At 32.7% G+C, this 21,487-nt stretch carries 22 protein-coding genes; all 22 read left to right on the forward strand.

The window, feature by feature from the left end:
• The first annotated feature begins 22 nt into the window (after positions 1 to 22).
• The 22 genes from lipB to DXC10_RS13530 all read left to right on the forward strand — a co-directional run bounded on the left by lipB (position 23) and on the right by DXC10_RS13530 (position 21,435).
• Positions 23 to 733, forward strand: a complete 711-nt coding sequence (lipB, locus tag DXC10_RS13425; protein ID WP_255419825.1) for a lipoyl(octanoyl) transferase LipB — start codon at positions 23 to 25, stop codon at positions 731 to 733.
• A 427-nt stretch (positions 734 to 1,160) separates the two neighbouring features.
• The gene (locus DXC10_RS13430; protein ID WP_101542538.1) at positions 1,161 to 1,733 is read left to right on the forward strand and encodes a UpxY family transcription antiterminator; all 573 of its coding nucleotides are present in this window, start codon (positions 1,161 to 1,163) and stop codon (positions 1,731 to 1,733) included.
• 969 nt (positions 1,734 to 2,702) lie between these two features.
• Positions 2,703 to 3,110 (forward strand): adenylyltransferase/cytidyltransferase family protein, encoded by a 408-nt coding sequence (locus DXC10_RS13435; protein WP_117738056.1) that lies wholly within the window; start codon positions 2,703 to 2,705, stop codon positions 3,108 to 3,110.
• 4 nt (positions 3,111 to 3,114) lie between these two features.
• Positions 3,115 to 4,203: a hypothetical protein gene (locus DXC10_RS13440; protein ID WP_117738057.1), complete on the forward strand. Its 1,089-nt coding sequence runs from the start codon at positions 3,115 to 3,117 to the stop codon at positions 4,201 to 4,203.
• A gap of 16 nt (positions 4,204 to 4,219) precedes the next feature.
• Entirely contained in the window at positions 4,220 to 4,621 is a 402-nt protein-coding gene (locus DXC10_RS13445; RefSeq protein WP_370448216.1) for an FdtA/QdtA family cupin domain-containing protein, read from the forward strand.
• Positions 4,614 to 5,048, forward strand: a complete 435-nt coding sequence (locus DXC10_RS13450; protein ID WP_117738059.1) for an FdtA/QdtA family cupin domain-containing protein — start codon at positions 4,614 to 4,616, stop codon at positions 5,046 to 5,048. The genes DXC10_RS13445 and DXC10_RS13450 overlap by 8 nt, the downstream gene beginning before the upstream one ends.
• Complete coding sequence (locus DXC10_RS13455; RefSeq protein ID WP_117738060.1) at positions 5,041 to 5,979, forward strand: GNAT family N-acetyltransferase; 939 nt, start codon at positions 5,041 to 5,043, stop codon at positions 5,977 to 5,979. The genes DXC10_RS13450 and DXC10_RS13455 overlap by 8 nt, the downstream gene beginning before the upstream one ends.
• Positions 5,979 to 6,914, forward strand: coding sequence for a DegT/DnrJ/EryC1/StrS family aminotransferase (locus DXC10_RS13460; RefSeq protein ID WP_117738061.1), 936 nt, complete (start codon positions 5,979 to 5,981; stop codon positions 6,912 to 6,914). Before DXC10_RS13455 ends, DXC10_RS13460 begins: the two co-directional genes overlap by 1 nt.
• Complete coding sequence (locus DXC10_RS13465; protein WP_117738062.1) at positions 6,907 to 8,127, forward strand: Coenzyme F420 hydrogenase/dehydrogenase, beta subunit C-terminal domain; 1,221 nt, start codon at positions 6,907 to 6,909, stop codon at positions 8,125 to 8,127. Before DXC10_RS13460 ends, DXC10_RS13465 begins: the two co-directional genes overlap by 8 nt.
• A 7-nt stretch (positions 8,128 to 8,134) precedes the next feature.
• Complete coding sequence (locus DXC10_RS13470) at positions 8,135 to 9,235, forward strand: DegT/DnrJ/EryC1/StrS aminotransferase family protein (RefSeq protein WP_117738063.1); 1,101 nt, start codon at positions 8,135 to 8,137, stop codon at positions 9,233 to 9,235.
• A gap of 12 nt (positions 9,236 to 9,247) precedes the next feature.
• Complete coding sequence (locus DXC10_RS13475; RefSeq protein ID WP_117738064.1) at positions 9,248 to 10,705, forward strand: lipopolysaccharide biosynthesis protein; 1,458 nt, start codon at positions 9,248 to 9,250, stop codon at positions 10,703 to 10,705.
• Positions 10,684 to 11,955 carry a glycosyltransferase family 4 protein gene (locus tag DXC10_RS13480; RefSeq protein ID WP_147331317.1) on the forward strand — a complete coding sequence of 424 codons (1,272 nt, stop codon included), beginning with the start codon at positions 10,684 to 10,686 and terminating at the stop codon, positions 11,953 to 11,955. Before DXC10_RS13475 ends, DXC10_RS13480 begins: the two co-directional genes overlap by 22 nt.
• Before the next feature lie 11 nt (positions 11,956 to 11,966).
• The gene (gene rfbG, locus DXC10_RS13485) at positions 11,967 to 13,067 is read left to right on the forward strand and encodes a CDP-glucose 4,6-dehydratase (RefSeq protein ID WP_117738066.1); all 1,101 of its coding nucleotides are present in this window, start codon (positions 11,967 to 11,969) and stop codon (positions 13,065 to 13,067) included.
• 11 nt (positions 13,068 to 13,078) lie between these two features.
• Entirely contained in the window at positions 13,079 to 13,552 is a 474-nt protein-coding gene (locus DXC10_RS13490; RefSeq protein WP_117738067.1) for a dTDP-4-dehydrorhamnose 3,5-epimerase family protein, read from the forward strand.
• Positions 13,549 to 14,349: a glucose-1-phosphate cytidylyltransferase gene (rfbF, locus tag DXC10_RS13495; RefSeq protein WP_117738068.1), complete on the forward strand. Its 801-nt coding sequence runs from the start codon at positions 13,549 to 13,551 to the stop codon at positions 14,347 to 14,349. The genes DXC10_RS13490 and rfbF overlap by 4 nt, the downstream gene beginning before the upstream one ends.
• A gap of 17 nt (positions 14,350 to 14,366) precedes the next feature.
• Positions 14,367 to 15,482, forward strand: coding sequence for a DegT/DnrJ/EryC1/StrS aminotransferase family protein (locus DXC10_RS13500; protein WP_117738069.1), 1,116 nt, complete (start codon positions 14,367 to 14,369; stop codon positions 15,480 to 15,482).
• A 7-nt stretch (positions 15,483 to 15,489) separates the two neighbouring features.
• Positions 15,490 to 16,362 (forward strand): glycosyltransferase family 2 protein, encoded by an 873-nt coding sequence (locus tag DXC10_RS13505; protein ID WP_117738087.1) that lies wholly within the window; start codon positions 15,490 to 15,492, stop codon positions 16,360 to 16,362.
• Between the two features lie 185 nt (positions 16,363 to 16,547).
• Positions 16,548 to 17,522: a hypothetical protein gene (locus DXC10_RS13510; RefSeq protein ID WP_147331318.1), complete on the forward strand. Its 975-nt coding sequence runs from the start codon at positions 16,548 to 16,550 to the stop codon at positions 17,520 to 17,522.
• Positions 17,523 to 18,102: 580 nt separating this feature from the next.
• Positions 18,103 to 19,044: a glycosyltransferase family 2 protein gene (locus DXC10_RS13515; RefSeq protein WP_117738071.1), complete on the forward strand. Its 942-nt coding sequence runs from the start codon at positions 18,103 to 18,105 to the stop codon at positions 19,042 to 19,044.
• Positions 19,045 to 19,054: 10 nt separating this feature from the next.
• Entirely contained in the window at positions 19,055 to 20,182 is a 1,128-nt protein-coding gene (locus DXC10_RS13520; RefSeq protein WP_117738072.1) for a glycosyltransferase family 4 protein, read from the forward strand.
• A 41-nt stretch (positions 20,183 to 20,223) separates the two neighbouring features.
• Positions 20,224 to 20,832 carry a sugar transferase gene (locus tag DXC10_RS13525; RefSeq protein WP_117738073.1) on the forward strand — a complete coding sequence of 203 codons (609 nt, stop codon included), beginning with the start codon at positions 20,224 to 20,226 and terminating at the stop codon, positions 20,830 to 20,832.
• 12 nt (positions 20,833 to 20,844) lie between these two features.
• Positions 20,845 to 21,435, forward strand: a complete 591-nt coding sequence (locus tag DXC10_RS13530) for an acetyltransferase (protein WP_117738074.1) — start codon at positions 20,845 to 20,847, stop codon at positions 21,433 to 21,435.
• Positions 21,436 to 21,487: the final 52 nt, after the last annotated feature.

Below are 21,487 nucleotides of genomic sequence, written 5' to 3' on the forward strand. Positions count from 1 at the left end.
TTTGGCGGAAGATATTTAATTTTTGCCTGTTAATTTAGAAAAGTGTGTTACATTTGCTTCTATGAAATTAGAGACTGTAGATTGGAAAGTAATTCCCTATGCTAAAGCATGGGATAGGCAAACGGAATGGTTTGACGCGCTTGTGCATGCCAAGCAGGCAGGTGAGGAGTATGTAAACCATATTATTCTCTGCGAACATCCTCATGTATATACATTGGGACGTAGTGGCAAGGAAACAAACATGTTGCTGAGTGAACAACAACTTCAAAAGATAGGTGCGACGTTGTATCATATCGATCGTGGGGGAGATATCACCTATCATGGTCCGGGACAATTGGTCTGCTATCCTATCCTGAACCTTGAAGAATTTTCTTTAGGGTTAAAAGAATATGTCCATTTGCTGGAAGAAGCTGTAATCCGTGTATGTGCATCTTATGGAATAACAGCCGGTCGGGTGGACAAAGCCACAGGTGTTTGGTTGGAAGGCGATACTTCCCGTGCCCGTAAGATTTGTGCTATCGGGGTGCGTAGCAGCCATTATGTAACCATGCATGGACTGGCTCTCAATGTGAATACAGATTTACGTTATTTCAGTTATATCCATCCTTGTGGTTTTGTGGATAAGGGGGTTACGTCCCTTCAAAAAGAATTGGGATGTAAAGTGCCGATGGAAGAAGTAAAGGAGAAGATATCTAAAGAATTGCAGTATTTACTTGAACATTCATATTTCTGATTTTTTACGAAGTTAACTTCCTTTCCGGTAGGATGTTAACTTTGTATTCTCAAGAAGTTAACTAAGTGCGATATGCTGAGTTAACTTATTGTATGATATGAAGTTAACTTATTGTAGATTGACACTTCATTACTTCTGGAAAACAAATAAGAAATTTGTTGAAGAAGTAGAACATATCAATAATTCGGAAATATTTCTTATCAAACATTTTGCCAATATAAAAATCGCCCTTATCTTTGCACACATCAATTAAACGTTTTTTATAAATGCGTTTATTTTTATCGTTGTTCAAGCCGCTCCGCCTGCGATAGGGGAACTTGATTTTGACAATGAAAGTACTAAACTTGACATCACTTCTTTACTACTTGATTGAAAAGAGTTTCTTCTTTTCAGTGTCCCCAAAGAATGTCTTGACGAGAATGATGCAATGAGCTCTCAAATTTTAACTTCCAATACAGAATTAAACAAAGATTTTCAATTGCATTGGTATGCTTTGCGCATCACCTATAGCCGGGAACTTGTTCTGAAAGAGTATCTGGATGCAGAGGGGATTGAGAACTTTATCCCGATGCACTATATTTACATCGTAAAGGGTGAGCGTAAAATGCGTAAGCTTGTTCCGGTAGTCCACAATCTGGTGTTTGTCCATACTACCCGCAAGCAACTCGATGAAATAAAAGAAGTGCGGGGGAGTGTTCTTCCCATCCGTTATATCATGGATCGTGAAACTCGCCAACCCATCACCATCCCCGATGTACAAATGCGTAATTTCATCGCTGTTGCCGGTAACTTTGACCAGCAACTCGTTTATCTTGACCCTACTTGCGTCAACATGGCAAAGGGTACCCGTGTCCGTATCACCGGTGGCATTTTTGAAGGGGTAGAAGGGGAATTCATCCGTATTAAAGGTGATCGTCGTGTTGTAGTGGCTATCCAAGGTATCATGGCAGTAGCTACAGCTTTTATTCATCCTTCACTGATAGAACCGATTGAAGCATAACAAACATAAATACTCTTACTGATGATTGGCGGGCGCTATGATGATGTTTAGACTGTTCATCATCATGTTTAGGCTGCTAACTATCATATTTAGATTACCATTCGTCATTTTTAGTATAATGCCGATGACACCTTTGGCACACGTTTTTCCAACTTTCTATAGTATATATGTATTAATATACTTAATAGTACGTTTTACGTATACGTATAAAAAGTTATAAAAGAGGGTGACATAGGTGTCATTCTACATAAAGATAATAATTATCATTCAAAAAAGATATAGGGAAATCAATGGCTAATGGCGAGCTTTACTTATGTACACTGACTCGGATTTTGAAAATTTTATTCAGTATAAAATAAAATCGAAGCATTTTCTGTTGTTGTTTCGATGTAGAGATTTTATTTTAGAAACAAAAGGCTCTATAATTTGTCTGAGAAATAATACAAGGATATTCGCCACAAAGTATTCAGGTTCAATATATTTGTTCGATAGTCAAAAGATGACATTTCAGAGAAGGGGATTTTAACTATTTGGGTTTCCTTGACATTTTTCGTGTCTTATTGAATATTCATATGTAATGGTATTCACATTCAGTAATATAATTTAAGTTACGATGTCTGAAACGATTTGTTGAGAAGTTGGAGTGGGATGCTGAATATAATTCAGTTCTATTATTCGCATAACTTCTACGATATGCGTTGTAAGTGTGAACGTATGTTGTGTATCATATATTAGCAATTGAATTGTGAACCTCAAGATGGATCTGTTTTTATCATTATGCTCAGGAAGTATAGGTTGATCTACCTGTGTCTGCTATGACAGAGATTCCTTTCTCTATGAGAAACTATTTTCTTGATGAGAAATACAATGAGGAGTTTTGTCCAAATAGACAAACTGGATGGATGATATATTGGGGGGTAATAGTAGAGTTTATATATTAATCGTTAAAGATCTTATATTTTTATAGATATGATTATTGGCTACACAACTGGTGTTTATGACATGTTTCATATAGGGCATCTTAATTTATTAAAGAGGGCAAAAGAAAAATGTGATTATCTTATTGTAGGGGTTAGTACTGATGAATGTTGCGAATCCTATAAGCATAAAAGACCAGTAATACCTTATGAACAAAGAGCAGCTATTGTAGCAGCTATAAGATTTGTCGATGAAGTAGTACCACAGGAAAATATGAATAAACTTGCTTTTCTAAAACAGAGACATTTTGATGTGATGTTTCATGGGGACGAATGGAAAGGTACTGATCTGTATAATCATTATGAAGAAGAGTTCTTGAAATTTGGAGCAAAAATAGAATATTTTAGTCATACAGATGGAATTTCTTCTTCTTTATTACGTAACATTATAAATAAATAGATTTATGGATATAAAGAGTTTTCTTCAGAAGATATTACCATATGGCTATATAATCAATCGTTATGATAGAGTTGGAATGGTTGAAAAATGTATATCTGAATTGAAAGAATATGAATTGCCAGATCTAATGAAACCTGTAGAGTCAAAGTTTGATAAAATAGTATCTGTTCAAGGTTTTGGGTATTCAGGTTCTGGAGCTGTGGTAGATTTATTACGTGAGTTTTCAAATTGTAATGTTGTTGGATATGTTTCTGTGGAAGGTAGTAAAACAGCTAGAAATAAATCTATGGCAGAAGTTGATTTTATTCGACTTTCTGGAGGGCTTTTTGAAATAGAAAAATATGTGGAATCTAATAATTTGTTTCATGAAGATGCCTTGATTAAACGAACCTTTTGTCTTTTTAGTAGTTCATACCTCTTTAATTTGCCTGAATTAAGGCCATATTTTATAAGTTTTTTAAAGACTATCATAAAATTTTCTTTTCCAAAGCTTAATCAGTCTTATTATAATGGATACTTGTATTTACCAAGAACTCCAGCTTCAATATATTTTCTAGAAAAAATGTCAAAAGTAGATTATAGAAAATTATGTAGCAATTTTTTAAATTCTGTTTTTAATTATTTTCATACGGAAAATATAAATTATTTTGTTGCAGATCAGTTGTTATCTGATTTTGAATTTGATATAGATCGTAATAAGCAATATTTACCAAATCTCAAAACTATTTTTGTTCCTCGAGATCCTCGAGATTTGTATGCTTGGACGAATTACAAGAAAGTTGAGTGGATTCCTCAGGATTTAGGAAGCTTTATTCAATGGTATAAAATTATGTATAGTCCTCTAAATGCCAATATTGAAGATTCTTTAATTGTCAGTTATGAAGCAATATGTTTAGACTATGACAACGAGTATAAGAAAATCTTAGAATATCTTGATCTTGATGATAATTTTCATTTAAATAAAAAGAGATGTTTTGACCCTGATATTTCAAAAAAATTTGTTGGTATTTGGAAAGATAGTACTATGTCCATGAGTGATTTTGAATTAATAAAAAAGGAATTAGATAATTTTTGTTGTTCGTTGATTGATTAATTAATTTTTCATTGATATGAAGAAACCAAAGATTATTGAACTGTCTAGACATTTTGATCCACGAGGAAATTTATCTGTTATAGAAGAATACAAAGATATTCCTTTCAAAATAGAACGTTCCTATTGGATTTATGATGTTCCTGGTGGAGAAAGTCGAGGGGGGCATGCGTATCGAAAAAATAACGAGTTTATTGTTGCTCTTTCTGGTAGCTTTGATGTTGTCCTTGATGATGGAAAAATTAAGAATACTTATCATTTAAATCGTTCTTATTATGGGCTATATGTTCCCGAAGGTATGTGGCGCGAAATGTGTAATTTTTCAACGAATTCTCTTGCTCTTGTGTTAGCTTCAACGAAATATGATGAAAATGATTATTTATATAACTATGATATATTTAAAATGATGAGTAATGAATAAAATTTCAGTATATGATTGTTCTCTTATTGAACTTCCCAAAATAGAGGTTGAAGCTCGTAAAGGTAATCTTACGATAGCATATAATAATGAACACTTTCCTTTTGATGTAAAAAGAGTTTTTTATTCTTATGATATTCCTGGAGGGGAATCACGAGGAGCTCATGCACATAAAGAGTGTCATCAGTTTCTTGTTGCAGCTAGTGGTAGTTTTGAGGTACTCCTTGATGATGGTAAGAGTAAAAGAACTGTATTACTGAATAGACCTTTTTACGGTCTTCATATACAACCTGGTATTTGGGCTTCAGAGCAAGGATTTTCTTCTGGTTCAATATGTCTTGTTTTAGCCTCCGAAAACTATTCTGAGGAAGATTATATTCGTAATTATAATGATTATTTGAAGTATATTAAAGATATAAATAATGTTTGAGATTAGAAAATTCACACAGGAGAATAAGAATACATGGGATGTTTTTGTTAGAAACTCCATCAATGCGACTTTTCTTTTTCTTCGTGATTATATGGATTATCATTCTTATAGATTCAATGATTTCTCTTTAATGATTTATCGTAAAGGTAATTTGTTTGCCCTTTTACCTGCTAACATTGACGGTGGTGTCTTATACTCGCATCAAGGATTGACTTATGGAGGACTGTTGATTGATAAAAAAGCGACTACAGCAGAAATTGTTAATCTTTGGAGTTTTATGAATGAATATTTGAAGGATAACGGGGTTTCTTCTGTAATATATAAATCAATTCCTTTTATTTTCCAAAATATTCCAGCACAAGAAGATCTTTATGCGTTATTTAGGACGACAAATGCTCAACTCATTGGTCGAAATATATCGGCAACAATCTATCAAGATAATAAAATTAAATTTATTGAATCTCGTAAGTCTGGAATAAGAAAAGCGATAGCAAATGATATACAAATTAGATTGTCTGATAATTGGAGAGATTTTTGGAATATATTAGATGAGAATCTAAAAAACAAGTATGGAGCAGCTCCTGTACATACATTGGATGAGATGCTTATTTTAAAAGAAAAATTCCCGAAAAATATAAAGCTCTATATGGCATATAAAGGTGAGAAGCCTGTTGGAGGTTCTGTATTGTATATTACTCAGCGAGTTGTTCATACACAATATATATCTGCAAATTTTGAGGGGAAAGAAATGGGTGCGTTAGACTTGCTCTTTGATTATTTAATTAATCAAGAATATTGTAGTTATCCAATATTTGATTTTGGAACATCCAATGAGGAGATGGGAAGAGTGCTTAATGAACCTTTAATCTTTCAAAAAGAGGGATTTGGGGGGAGAGGAGTTGCTTGTGATATTTACCAATATACATTATAATGTCTACGGGAAAATTATATTCGGGTTATGTCATTAACCCGACATGGGAACTTACTCCTCATGTACTTATATCACCTTTTTCGTCATCAGAGATTAGTGCTTTAGATGAGAAACTGGATATCAAAATCTCTGCTGGTAAAAGTTATTTAGACGAAAGTTTTGGTAATTATAGTTTAGTACCTAAGGGTCGGTTGGCTATTGAGAAAGTTTTGAGTAATTATCATTTAAAAAAAAATGATGTAGTTACAATATTAACGACATCGGCTAATTTCTACATCAGTAGTTGTGTCACCAATGTCATTGAGAAGTTTTGTAAGTGGTCAAGAAAAATCGAGAAAAATACGAAATTGGTATTCGTAAACCATGAATTTGGTTATCCATATAAAGGTATGAAAGCTGTTGCAGATTTAGGATTTCCTATTGTAGAAGATTGTGCACATACATTCTTTTCTGATGGCTCAAAAGCTGAGATTGGTAAATATAGTGATTTTGTCATTTATAGTTTTCCTAAAGCACTACCGATGCAATTAGGCGCTGCCATAACATCGAATCGGTTTCCTTTGGAAGCTGATGTTAATGAAATGTATGCCAAGTATATACTTAGTAAACTGTCGGATCTGGTTTCAGAATTTGAAAATATTAAGGAAAAAAGATTATGTGTTTACAAAAGATTTGAGGAAGAATTACGACCTTTAGGAATTCGTCCATATTTCGAACTAGAAGATGGTATTATTCCTGGTGTATTTCTTTTTAAATGGAATGATAATGTCAATTATCCTAAACTAAAAGAGTTTATGCAGTCAAATGGAATAGAGTCAAGCGTTTTCTATGGACAGCATGCTTTCTATATACCATGCCATCAAAATCTTTCTTACGATCAGTGCAGTTATATAATAGCACTGTTAAAATATTTTGGTGAATATAATAATGATTGAAATTATTGATAAAAAGAAATGTTGTGGTTGCGGAGGTTGTACGTTAGCATGTCCAAAGCATTGCATAAACATGAAAGAAGATGAGGAAGGATTCCTCTATCCTGTGGTTGATGAGGAAATTTGTATTGATTGTGGGTTATGTGAAAAAGTATGCCCCTGTCTGAATAACTTAAATATACAGCCTTCATTAAAGAAAACTTACGCACTAAAGGACTATGATGACAGCCGGATCAAAAGTTCATCAGGTGGAGCATTCGCATCCATTGCACGTTATGTATTAGAAAATGGTGGTATTATATATGGCGCTTCTTTAAATGAACAAAAGCAAGTAGTACATACTGTTGTAGGGAAATTGGAAGATTTAGACAATCTTCGTGGGTCAAAATATGTGCAAAGTAACTTGAATGATACTTACGTTCAAATTAAGAATCACTTAAAAGAAGGCCGTAAAGTTTTGTTCAGTGGCGTTTCTTGTCAGGTTAAGGGATTGAATTTATTTCTTAGGAAAAGATATAATAATCTATTTTCTGTAGAGATTCTCTGCCATGGGGTTCCATCGCCAAAGATCTTTAAGATGTATCTTGAGGAAGTTTGTAAGAAACATGATATAAGTTTGGATGATATAAAGAGTATATTCTTCCGAAATCCAAAAAGTTGGAAAGAATATATTTTTTCCATTCAAATGAATGATGGAAGATACTTTAAAGGTCCGTTAGATAATTCTTTCATGAGTGGATTCGGAAGTAATCTTATTCTTAGACCTTCTTGTTTTGACTGCTCTGCAAAGAGTCTTAGGGCAGGGTCCGACATCTTGTTAGGAGATTTTTGGGGATTAGAATATTTAGATACGGATTTTGTTGACAATAAGGGTGTTAGCCTCGTTATTTTAAATACACATCGTGGTATAGATTTATTTGATCATTTAAGTTCTGATTTTAAAGAATTCAATTATAATCAAGCTTTACTTGGTAATAAGAATATCGAACATTCTCAAAGAGAGCCAGCGGATAGAGCGAACTTTTTTAGGTCTCTTGAAGTGACAAATGAATATACTAATACAATTAAAGAATTCACAAACAAAAAACGACCTTTATTATTAGAAATTCGCCATTATGGTGTAACTATATTAAAATATATTGGTCTTCGAAAAGTTGTAGATTATGTTAGAGATTATCAGCAAAGAAGATTATTTTTTTCTGGGAAATTAGATTAAGTATTATATGATTAAATTTTTGGATTTAAAGGCAGTGACTGATAGTCATGTTAAAGAACTACAGGAGGCTGTTAATCGTGTAGTTGATAGTGGATGGTATCTACAGGGTAATGAGAATAAGAACTTTGAGATGAATTATGCCAGTTTTATAGGAACTTCTTATTGTATAGGAGTAGGTAATGGTCTTGATGCGTTAATCTGGATATATAGAGCATATATAGAACTTGGTATAATGAAACCAGGAGATGAGGTAATTGTTCCGGCAAATACTTATATAGCTTCAATTCTTGCCATAACAGAAAATAATTTGGTACCGGTATTGGTGGAACCAAACATAAATACACTTGAAATTGACGATGAAAAGATTGAAAAGGCTATTACTTCTAAAACAAAATCAATTCTAATAGTTCATCTTTATGGTCGTTGTGCCTATACGAGTAAGATTGGTGAATTGTGTAAGAAATATAACCTTAAACTTGTAGAGGATAATGCCCAAGCTCATGGTTGTGAGTATGATGGTATTCGAACCGGTGCCTTGGGGGATGCTGCAGGTCACTCATTCTATCCTGGTAAAAATCTTGGTGCTTTTGGCGATGCAGGTGCAGTTACCACTAATGATAAAAATGTTGCAGATTGTATTCGTGCTTTGGCAAACTATGGATCACAGAAAAAATATGTATTCAAATACAAGGGCAAAAACAGTCGTCTTGATGAGATTCAAGCTGCTGTTCTTGACGTGAAATTGCATTATTTGGTTGCTGACAACAAGCATCGCCAAGAAATAGCAAATTACTATTATGGGAATATAGATAATAAGAAGGTAAAATTACCGGTTCATTCCAAAGATGCAAATAATGTTTATCACATATTTCCGGTTCTATGTTCACAACGTGATGAGTTACAACGCTATCTTTCAGAGAACGGTGTACAGACTCTTATTCATTATCCAATACCACCACATAAGCAAGAATGTTATAAAGAGTGGAGAAAATTATCCTTTCCTATTTCAGAAAGGATTCATATGGAAGAATTAAGTCTTCCTATTAGTCCCGTTATGAGTATTAAAGATGCAAAAATAGTCGTATCATTAATTAACTCATTCAAGTAAATCACTAAATTAATGTTATCATTAGGACAACGGCTTAAACAACTTTTGAAACATGGGGTAGTTTTTGGACTAACTTCATCGCTTCAGAGTGCTTTGGCGTTTGTTTTGTTACCGCTTTACACTAAATATTTTAGTTTAGAGGAATTTGGAGGTTATAACATGCTTTTAGTAATAGTAGGGGCATGTAATACTGTATTTTATCTTGGAGCATCAAGTGTATTAGGTAGATTTTATTATGATTATAAGGAAAAGGGAAAAGATCAGGATATCGTTTCAGGAACATTGTGGCTTTCAATGCTTGGAAGTGTCTTATTAATAGTCTTATCGATTTTATTAGCGTCACCTATATGTACTTATTATTTAGAAGATTCCTCTCTTATAATACCATTTGTTTTGTGCATGGTAGGTAATGCTTTAACTTATCCGATAACAACACTTACTTTGCTTCTTAGATATAAGAAAAAATCTTTTTTTTACTTGATAGTAACTTTGGCAGGATTAATTTTAAATTTTATTATTACGATTTTAGTTCTGACGTTTTCTGAGATTAAAGTCTGTGCCCCTTTTATTGGATTGGTCTGTAGTAATGTAATACTTTTACTGGTATTGCTATTTGACTGTAAAGATGATTTAAGCCTAAATGTATCTAAAGAGACTTATAAAATAGAATTATATTATGGTGCTCAAATAGTATTAAGTAGTTTATTGGGGTATGCATATGGTAGCCTTGATAAATTTGTAATTAAAGAAACTCTATCTGTTGCTGATGTGGGTATATATTCTTTGGGATATAGAATTGGATGTTTGTATCAGATTCTAATCTATCTCCCTTTTGTTTTGGTATGGAGCCCTTTGCGAATGGAATATCGTAAGAGTCCTGATAATGTTTTCTTTATAAAAAAAATAGCTAGTTATTATACGATGGGATCTGCTTTATTTATCATTGTTTGTATGGTTTGGGGAAATGATATATTGTTAATGCTTTTTCCTCAACAAGAATATATAATATCTTTACAGATATACCCAATAATAATGATAGGTTATTTGTTCTATGGATGGACTGATATTTTTAATTTTGGAATTTATGTTAATAATAAATTTGTATATCAAAGTATAGTACCTATTATAGGAACAGTTATTAATTGTGGTTTGAATCTTCTTCTTCTGCCGAAATATGGTGTAGCGGTATCTGCTTATATTTTTATGTTTACTTATTTGGTTGCAGCTCTGATACTGTTGTTTATATCAAATAAATATTATAGGTTACCTTTGGAATGGGGGCGTTTAAGTAGTATTGTGCTTCTTTGTATTGCAGAGTTTATTCTGTTAAACTTAGTAAATATCACTGTTGCCCATGGTTTTCTTGGGAAGCTATTTATATCTATTTTCACATTGTTATTCATGTGGTTACTTTGGGTTGATAAAGATGAAAAGAAATATATATATGCATGCATAAGAAAGAGACAATGACAAGTGTTTATTTCTATTTTCCTTATATGGATGAATCGGGAGTTCCGGTTTTATTTCTTCGAATGTCTCGTTGGCTCTCAATTCATTATGCTCATGATTATGAGTGTTTTGTAATAGATTATTCAGATGGTGCTATGGCTCGTAATCTTACGGATGAAGATAAAGTTAAGCTATTGCAATATGATGATAATGAGATTTGTTTTATAGATGATGATGCAATAATTGTTTTTCAATCATTTAATCCAAGTTTTTGGCCTCAGAATTTGAAACTTTCTTCTGGAACTAAAATTGTATGGTGGACTTTGCATGCTCGCTGTTTGTCACCGACATTGATACCTGTACCTTTTGATGAACTTACATTTAAATATCATTGGTTGTATAAACTATGTGCTTTACTGTATTATCCCTTTATACATGGTTTTGCAAATATGGTGGATGATATGATATCTCATGGAGCACTTTATTTTATGGATTATGATACGTTATATGAAACTATTAAACATCTTCCTATAAAACTGAAAAAGGTGGATCATTTTCTGCCTGTGCCAGCTTCGGATTATTATGGAGAACTAAAAAGTGCAAGAAACAGTGAGGTCTTAAATGTTTGTTGGTTAGGAAGATTATGCGATGAAAAGACACCGATTTTAAAATATGCTATATCGAAACTTGCTGATTATGCAATGAGAAATAAACGACATATAGAAATGTATGTTTTAGGATATGGAAGTCATCAAGAGGAAATAGATAATTTAGGTTTTGATAATGCATATTATCACCAACGAAAGGCGAGATCGATTCGATATGTCGATATCAATAATTTCTTGTTGAGGAATATTGATTTAATGTTTGCTCAAGCTACGTCTGCATTGGAATCAGCAAAGTTGGGAATACCTACTGTTGTAACGGATGATTCTCTTGAGGATTTACATGGGGATTATATTTTTAAAATGTTGCATGAGAGGAAAAATTATGATATAGGCCATCTTGTTACTGAGAAGGATTATGAACCAAATAATTCTTCTTTTGAAGATATTATGGATAAAGTAACTTTCAATTATAATGAGGTGTCAATATTAAGTAGAGAGCACTTTGTTCAGTATCATTCGTTAACATCGGTTGGTCAACAATTCGTCAAAGATCTTAAGAAGTCTAATTATACTTTTGATATGATTGATTCCAATATTATACAACCATTATGGACATGGAAATTATATTCAAGAGTCAGAAGAATATTTGAAAAATTAAAATAATATTACAAAATATGGCATTTAACAATATTTTTAAGGGGAAAAAAGTTCTAATCACTGGGAATACAGGATTCAAGGGATCTTGGTTATCAACATGGCTTCATATGATGGAGGCAGATGTTTATGGATACTCTTTGAGTATACCTACGAATCCTTCAATGTTCGAAACTCTTAAGCTTGAAGGGAAGCTTCACCAATATTATGGTGATATTTGTAATAAGGAGGAGTTCAATGATTATGTTCAGGAGGTACGTCCCGACTTTTTGATTCATCTTGCTGCTCAGGCTTTGGTGTTGACTTCTTATCGTGAGCCGTTTAATACAATGACTACAAATATTATTGGAACAGCTGTTGTTTGCGAGGCTATCATGAAGATTGATTGGGAATGTACATGTGTGCTCATTACTTCAGATAAGGCTTATGACAATGTTGAATGGATTTGGGGGTATCGTGAGACAGACAGAGTAGGTGGTAAGGACATATATTCTGGTTCAAAGGGGGCTGCTGAACTCGTTATTAAGAGCTATTGGCATTCATTTATCAATAAGATGTCTAATATAAAGTTTGGTATAACGCGTGCTGGTAACGTAATTGGTGGAGGAGACTGGGCAAAAGATCGTATAATTGTGGATTGCATAAAGGCGTTCTCAGAAGGTGAGACTGTTGAAATTCGTTCGCCTAAAGCGACTCGCCCTTGGCAACATGTTCTTGAACCTCTTTCCGGATATCTTACACTTGCACAATACTTGGCTGAAGGTAAAAGCGGGAATGGCGAACCTTATAACTTTGGACCTCAGGCTGAACAGACTAAGACTGTATTCGAGTTGGTTCAGGATTTGGCCTCTTTTTGGGGGCTTGATAGAGATAAGGCTGCTAAACAGACAGGTGATATACCTTTTGAGGAGGCTACTTTGTTAAAATTGAATTGTGATAAGGCATTAGCTTATCTTCATTGGCATTCTACTCTTCATTATAAGGAGTGTGTACGTTTTATAGCAGAATGGTATTATGCATTCTACGTAGAGAAGGATAAGGATATGTACGCTCTCACAGAAAAGCAAATAAGGGAATATATTTCCGAGGCTAAAAAACAAAATCTTGAATGGGCTTTCTAAATGTATAAGTTATGGTAAATCAAATTGAGGGGGTACTTTTGACACCTCTTAAGCAAATTAATCATCCAAAGGGAGATGTCTATCACGCAATGAAATGTGTGGATCCAGGATACATAAGTTTTGGTGAAGCTTATTTTTCAAGTATTCTTTGTGGGTTGGTAAAAGCATGGAAGTGTCATTCGAAAATGACACTGAATCTTGTTTGTATGGTAGGGAAGGTACATTTTGTTCTCTATGATGGACGGGAAAACTCATCTACATACAGAGATTTTATGGAAATAACTTTATCACCTGAAAAGCCTAAATTATACAGAAGAATAACTATTCCCCCGGGTGTTTGGATGGCGTTTGTTGGTATTGATAAAGGGAAAAATATATTGTTAAATGTTGCTGATATTTCTCATGATCCAGCAGAACAAGTGAATATTCCTATAGAAGAGAGTAGTATAAAATTTGATTTCACAAAAATCAATATAGAGAAATGAAGGTAGTTCTTTTAGCAGGTGGATTTGGTACACGAATTTCAGAAGAGTCTGTATTTAAGCCAAAACCTATGATTGAGATAGGAGGAATGCCTATTCTTTGGCATATAATGAAAGAGTATGCATATTATGGATTTACAGAGTTTATCATATGTGCAGGTTATCGTCAAGAATATATTAAAGAATGGTTTGCTAATTATTTCCTTCATAATTCAGATATAACTTTTGATTATACTAGAGGAAAGAATGAGATAATAATACATCAAATTCGTTTGGAACCATGGAAAGTTACTATAGTTGATACTGGTTATAACACTTTGACTGGTGGTCGGATTAAACGTATTCAAAACTACGTTGGTAATGAGACTTTTTTTATGACTTATGGTGATGGGGTTTGTGATGTTGATATCAATAGGTTGCTTGATTTTCATAGATCTCATGGTAAACTTGCAACTCTTACTGCTGTGATTCAAGCACAAGAGAAAGGTGTTCTCAATATTGATGAAGATAACTCTGTCCATTCATTCAGAGAGAAAGAAATGTCGGATGGAGCACCTATTAATGCGGGTTATATGGTTCTTGAACCTAAAATATTTGATTATATTGAGGGAGATATGACAATTTTTGAAAAAGGTCCATTATCAAAACTTGCGGATGAGGGAGAGTTAATGTCATACAAACATAGAGGATTTTGGCAATGTATGGATAATATTCGTGAAAAAAATCTGCTTGAAACACTTCTTGCAGAGGATAAAGCTCCATGGAAAAAATGGGAACGTGAAGTTCCTATTGTTAAATAATTTAAACTTAGATAAAGATGAATAATATAAGATTATCAAAGTCGTGTATTGGGCAGGAAGAAATAGATGCAGTTACAGATGTACTAAAGAGAGAATATCTTGGTATGGGGCAGGACGTTCATAGGTTCGAGGAGGATCTTCATGAATTTTTTGGTCGTGATGTAACCCTTGTTAATTCTGGTACAGCAGCTTTACATTTGGCCATTCAGGGTGTGGGCATAAAGGAAGGCGATGAAGTTCTTGTTCAATCGCTTACATACGTTGCTTGTTTTCAAGCTATTCGTGCTACTGGTGGTGTACCTGTTGCTTGTGAGGTTGATGATAATACTCTTACTATTGATCTTGTAGATGCTGAGCGTAAACTTACTTCCAAAACTAGAGCTATAATGCCTATCCATTATGCCGGTAATCCTGGTAATCTTGATGAAATTTATGAATTTGCAAAAAAACATAATCTTCGAGTTATTGAAGATGCATCGCATGCATTTGGTACAATTTATAAAGGTAGGAAAATCGGTTCTTTTGGCGACATTACTTGTATTAGTATGGATGGTATTAAAAATATTACTTCAGGAGAAGGTGGAATGATTATTACAGAAGATGTTGTGTGTCAGAGAATTGTGAAGGATGCTCGCCTTCTTAGTGTACAGAATGATACCGATAGTCGATTCACTGGTACTCGAACGTGGATTTTTGATGTAGACCAACCTGGATGGCGTTATCATATGAGTAATATTATGGCAGCTATTGGTTATACCCAATTGGAGAAATTTCCTAAATTTAAAGAAACCCGTCAACGTCTTGCTAAGATTTATCAGAAAGAATTATTCGATGTGAATGGTGTGAAAATTATACCGTGTAATTATGATGATGTTGTACCGCATATTTTTGTTGTGCGTATTACTAACGGAAAACGTGATGAAGTTAAACAATTTCTTAATGATAATGGTGTTGCTACAGGTATGCACTATCGTCCCAATCATCTATTATCACTTTTTTCTAGTAATCAAGATAATTCTACACTTAAACATACTGATTTGGTTTACAAACAACTAATAACTCTACCTCTTCATGTTGATATGACAGAAGAAGATGTGGTGTATGTATGTAATACTCTTAAAAAGGCATTATAAACAACTAATGAAAAAATTTCAGCCTTTGGTATCAGTCATTATCAATTGTTTTAATGGGGAAACTTATCTGCGTGAAGCAATTGATAGCGTTATTGCTCAAACTTATACAAATTGGGAAATTATTTTTTGGGATAATCAGTCAACAGACTCGACAAGTGATATTGTGAAAAACTATGATGACGATAGAATACATTATTATTATGCAGTAACTCATACTAATTTAGGAGAAGCAAGAAATTTAGCTGTTGAAAAGGCAAATGGTGAGTATATAAATTTTCTTGATGCCGACGATGTTTGGGCTAATAATAAAATTGAGGAACAAATAAAGCTTATTGTTCCGGGTAAGTGTGAGGTCATTTATACTCCGTTTGATGTGATTTTTGGGGATAGCTTTGATTATAATATGCGAAAGGTATATACAAAACATATTAGACATATTTGTTTTGATGGTAATTTGTATGAAAAACTTTTAATTGAGAATTATATTATTTTCTCAAGTGTCTTGATAAAAAAAAATCTATTTACTCAAATAGGAGGTGTAAACACGAGATTTCAGCAATATGAAGATTGGGAATTACTTTTGAAGGCATCATTATTGTCTAGCTTTTCTGTTGCAAATAGAACAATGACTTATTATAGAATCCATAAAAATAACAATACAACAAAAAATGGTATTACCTGTATAGCTGAAATGAGAGACATACTTAATGCTCTACCTCCTTCAAGTTTAGTCAATGACGCTATAAAGAGGAATGAAACTCGTTTTGCCTGTCATTATTATATAAAAAAATGGCATCTTATAGATGGTTTTAAGTATATTTCAGCAAAAGGATCATGGTCCTTTTTATTTTCTATTCTTAAGCAATATGTAAAATTATAGTTTTTTAGAAAATGAAATTGATAGACTTAGTCTACACATTGTTCTTGCTAGTACTAACGTTTGATCCTACAGGTTATTATACGTCATCTTTAAAAATAATTCTATTTATTATATTGACAATATATGGTATATTTAAATCTAGTAATAGAAAGATCTTGAGGATAAACTTCGTTATAATATTATCAATGGTATTATTGCCTGTTTTCAGTGTTATGTACGCTGATATTATAGGAACTTTGAGAGATCTGGATTATGCTTTAAGTCATATTATGTCTATGCTTTTTGTGTTTTTATTTGTTTATTTAAATACAATGGATCTCAATGTCCTTTTGAAAATAATATGGTTTAATGGTTTAGTCTTATCTATAATAACTTTAATTTTACTTTCTTTTTCAATATTTATTGATTTCAGTGCTATATATTCGCTTGTAACAATTAATCCAAACTTTATGATGGCGGTGGATCGTGAGTTCCTGGGTATACCAATAAATGGTTTGTATTTTAGATCTGGTCCTTTTATTATGTTTTCATTCGTATACCATTTATATAGGTATCATGGTCCATTTAAGTTGATTATTTCCATTTTTATGTATTTAGCTTTGGCATTTTCAGGATCGCGTACCCCAATGATTATGCAGACATTAATTTTATTAATATATTTTTATGATAGTAAGTTATTTGGTAAATATTTTATACGTATGGTTTCACTTATAGCAATAATTGGAGTTTTTTATCTCACATATAAATTGGCAACAGAAAAAGGAGAAGAGTCAAATGAATTAAAGTTTGATAATGTGGCATCTTATAAAAAAGAAATTTTGAAAGTAAGAACTTTTATATTTGGCGATGGTGTAGGAAGTATGTTTTATGCAAAAGGTAATAATAAAATGCTTGCTTTTACGGAACTTTCATATTTTGATTTGTTACGTATGTATGGAGTTCCATTAGGAGTATATTTTGGTCTTTTATTTTATATACCTGTGCTTAAACGTGTAGATATTACAGAAAAAGATCTTTTTTTTAGCCGATTTATGCTGACATATATTCTGTTCCTTATCCTAGCCGGAACAAATCCCATTCTCCTTGGATCAATAGGGTTGACAGCTCTTACTTGGGCTATGGTAATTCGGCAAAAGGTTATATCTATGAATATGTTATAATATTGTATTGAAAATGTCCATTTATCAATTTAATTCACAATGAAGTAAATTTTTTGTAGCTATATACATAAAAATATGGAAGTGTATAATTACTGTACTATTGAGTGTTTGTTTATTGTTATGTAAAAGTGGCTTCAATAAAAGGCTTCATTCAGTTTTTATTATTTCCCATAAAAAAATTGTAGCTTGTTTAAAAAGAAAATATATGCAATAAATAATATAGGTAATCGTTTGAAAGTAAATCAAGAATAGCATTTTGAATTTACTAGTGTTTCATATTTTGTGGAAATATGATATCATGATAACAGTGGTAGTAATAAATATATCTGATAGTTTTTTGTGTTGTAAATATTTATAAAATTGTATTTGAAGAGCTGATTATATATTATGTATAATATTAGAATATTTATTTACAATATTGGGCATATTTGTTAGAATATTTTTTATTAATTCGTTCATGAAGTGGTTGAGTATTATAGGGCATATGAGGGTTTATTAATTATTAGAATATGTGACAAGGAAAAAATGAATTGTCAAAAACATTTATTGATAATTTCATGATATTAATCTTTCTTATTATATGAGTGATAAACAAATAAATTATCCCAAAGTAGCAGTTCTGATGTCTACTTACAATGGAGAGAAATTTTTGCATAATCAAATTCAAAGTATTCTTCAACAGAAAGATGTAGATGTGGAATTGATTATTCGAGATGATGGCTCAAGTGATGCAACACTCAATATTATTAATGATTTTTGCCATCATTACAAAAAGATAAAATTACTTCATGGAGTTAATATTGGATGTAAGAAAAGTTTTTTTGAGTTGGCTCAATATGCTTCTCAACATTTAGCTTTTTACGAATATTTTGCATTCTCGGATCAGGATGATGTTTGGTTTTCTGATAAACTTTCTTCTGCAATTAAAAAATTAGCAAATTTGTCTGAGAAATCTCCCAATTTGTATACTTGCCAAACTTTACTTGTTGATAGTGATTTAAAGCCTCTTTTTCTTAAGAAAATGAAGCCTAAATTTAAAAGGACGGTTGAAGAGGCAATCATGGTGCAACCAAGTCCTGGTTGTGTCATGGTATTTAATAAAACTTTGTTGGATTTGTACATTAAGATTGATATTGATAAAATGTTTTTGCATGATGACAGTCTCTATAAAGTATGTTTAATTTGTGGAGGAAATGTTGTGTACGATGATGATGTACATATTTATTATCGGCAACATGGTAATAATGTCATAGGTGGAAACCAAAGTTCTTTAAAGAGATATAAACGATGGTTAATGATGTTCTGGAATAATTCTTGTGAACGATCTATCGCAATTGAGAGCTTTTTATTAACACATAGCAATAATATACCTATGATAATTAAGGAACAGTTGATTTGGGTAGCATGCTATAGAAAAAAAATTGCATATCGAATGAAGCTTCTTTTTTCACCTAAATTTGTGACTGGACAATTACGTATAAATATTGTTTTTCGAATAGCTGTTTTATTTGGTCGTTTCTAAATATCTGTATATGAAAAAAGTTCTTTTTTGTAATAACTATTTAGATGGTCTTATTCATTTTCGTAAAGAAGTTATTGATGAATATGAGAGAATGGGTTATGAAGTTGTTATTGTTGTTGCAAAACAGTTGGTAACAGATATGAATTTAAGTGAGCTTTCTAAAAAATGGAAAGTGTATCTTGTCTCACTTAATCCGAATAGTATTAATGTTTTTTCAGATTTTAGATATTTTTGGGAGTTATATGGCATTTACAAAAAAGAAAATCCAGATATAATATTTCACTATACAATTAAACCTAATATTTACGGTACGATAGTTGCTAGATTGCATAAATTAACAAGTGTTGCTATGTTAGCTGGTTTAGGATATGTATTTGAGGGGAAATCATTTAAAAAAAAGATAGCTCGTAAATTATATAAATTTGCTTTGAGGCGTTCTACTAAAGTAATTTGCTTAAATATTTCAAATGCAGAAGTGCTTCTTAGTGGTAATTACTGTAAACCTGATAACTTAATTTGGTTCAAGGGTGGAGAGGGAGTCAATTTAGATTTATATCCTTATAAACCAATGCAGTTTGAAACGACAAGATTTTTGATGGTTGCACGGGTACTTTATGATAAGGGATATCGTGAATATGTTGAAGCTGCAAAAATTGTAAAGTGTAAATATCCTAATATCGAGATAGAACTTTTGGGGCCATTGGTAACTGATAGTCCAATGGGGGTTCCTGAGGAAATTGTGAGAAGTGATCATGAAAATGGTTTTATTAAATATTTAGGTACAACAGATGATGTTCCATCTTTTGTTCTTAGAGATGGAGTAGTTGTGGTTGTTGTTAGTAAGTACTTGGAAGGACTTAATAGGTCTTTAATGGAGGCTTGCGCTATGGGGCGTCCTATAATTACAACAACTAATCCAGGTTGTTTGGAAACTGTAGAAGATGGAATTAATGGTTTTTCAGTAGCACCTGGGGATACTTTCGCTCTTGCAGAAGCAATGATAAAATTCATAGAACTTCCACAAAGTAGAAAAAAAGAAATGTCGGAAGCATCATATGTGAAAGCTCAAAATGTTTTTGATGTAAAAAAAGTGTTAGATTATTATAAATCAATTACAGAAAGTCTTACAATAATTTAAAAAAAACTCTTGTGTGCCTTAATCAGATACAGTAAATAGTTATGTATGTTTGTTGTTTGAAGAGATGTTTTGATTTAATTTTTGTATTTAGCGTGTTAAGTGTTATATGGCCAATATTGTTTTTGATTACCTTATGGCTTTATTTTGTCAATAAAGGAGCGGGAGTTTTCTTTTTGCAAGAACGTCCTGGAAAGAATGGCAAGATTTTTAAGGTGATCAAGTTTAAGACCATGACTGATGAACGAGATACAGTCGGTAACTTATTACCTGACGATAAACGTTTGACGCAAGTTGGGAAATTTATCCGTTCTACTTCGATGGATGAACTGCCTCAATTGATAAACGTATTGAAAGGCGATATGGCTTTGATAGGTCCACGTCCTTTACTTCCCCAATATCTTTCTTTATACAGTAAAGAACAGGCGCGGCGCCATGAAGTACGTCCGGGTATTACCGGTTGGGCGCAGGTCAATGGTCGTAATGCAATTAGTTGGACAAAGAAATTCGAGCTGGATGTTTGGTATGTAGACCATTGCTCTTTTCTGCTTGATTTGAAAATAGTGTTTATGACAATAAGGAAAGTGTTTGTGCGCGAAGGTATCAGTTCTGATACTTCTGCTACAATGGAACCTTTTACTGGAAATAACTAATCTATTTGATAAATGTATTTATATGGTGCCAGTGGTCATGCAAAAGTGATCATTGATATTCTTCGTGCTAATCATGAACCTGTTGAAGCGCTATTTGATGATAATGAAAAGCTTTGTCAGCTTCTGAATTATCCCGTATTACGGTCAGGAGAAGTTCGAGGTCCATTGATTATCAGTATAGGAAATAATTATATTAGAAAGAGAATAGCCGAGGGATTGAAACTGATTTTTGGAAAGGCCTTTCATCCTTCAGCCATAATTTCAAAGGAAGCTAAAATAGATGTAGGCACAGTAGTAATGCAGGGAGCAATTATACAGTCTGATGTCAGAATTGGTAAACATTGTATAATTAATACAGGTGCTTCTGTAGATCATGAATGTGTCCTAAATGATTTTGTCCATATCTCTCCACATTGTACACTTTGTGGTAATGTAGAAATAGGAGAAGGAACGTGGATTGGTGCAGGTTCCACTATTATTCCAGGGGTGAAAGTCGGAAAGTGGAGCATTGTTGGTGCAGGTTCGGTTGTGACAAAAGATATTCCAGATAGAGTATTAGCTGTAGGAAATAGATGTAGGATCATCAAAAATATAGTTTTATAAATCACATATATTTTATGGACAAACGAATTTATCTTTGCCTCGCTCACATGAG

The sequence above is a fragment of the Bacteroides sp. OM08-11 genome (assembly GCF_003438665.1).
GTDB classification, from domain to species: domain Bacteria; phylum Bacteroidota; class Bacteroidia; order Bacteroidales; family Bacteroidaceae; genus Bacteroides; species Bacteroides cutis.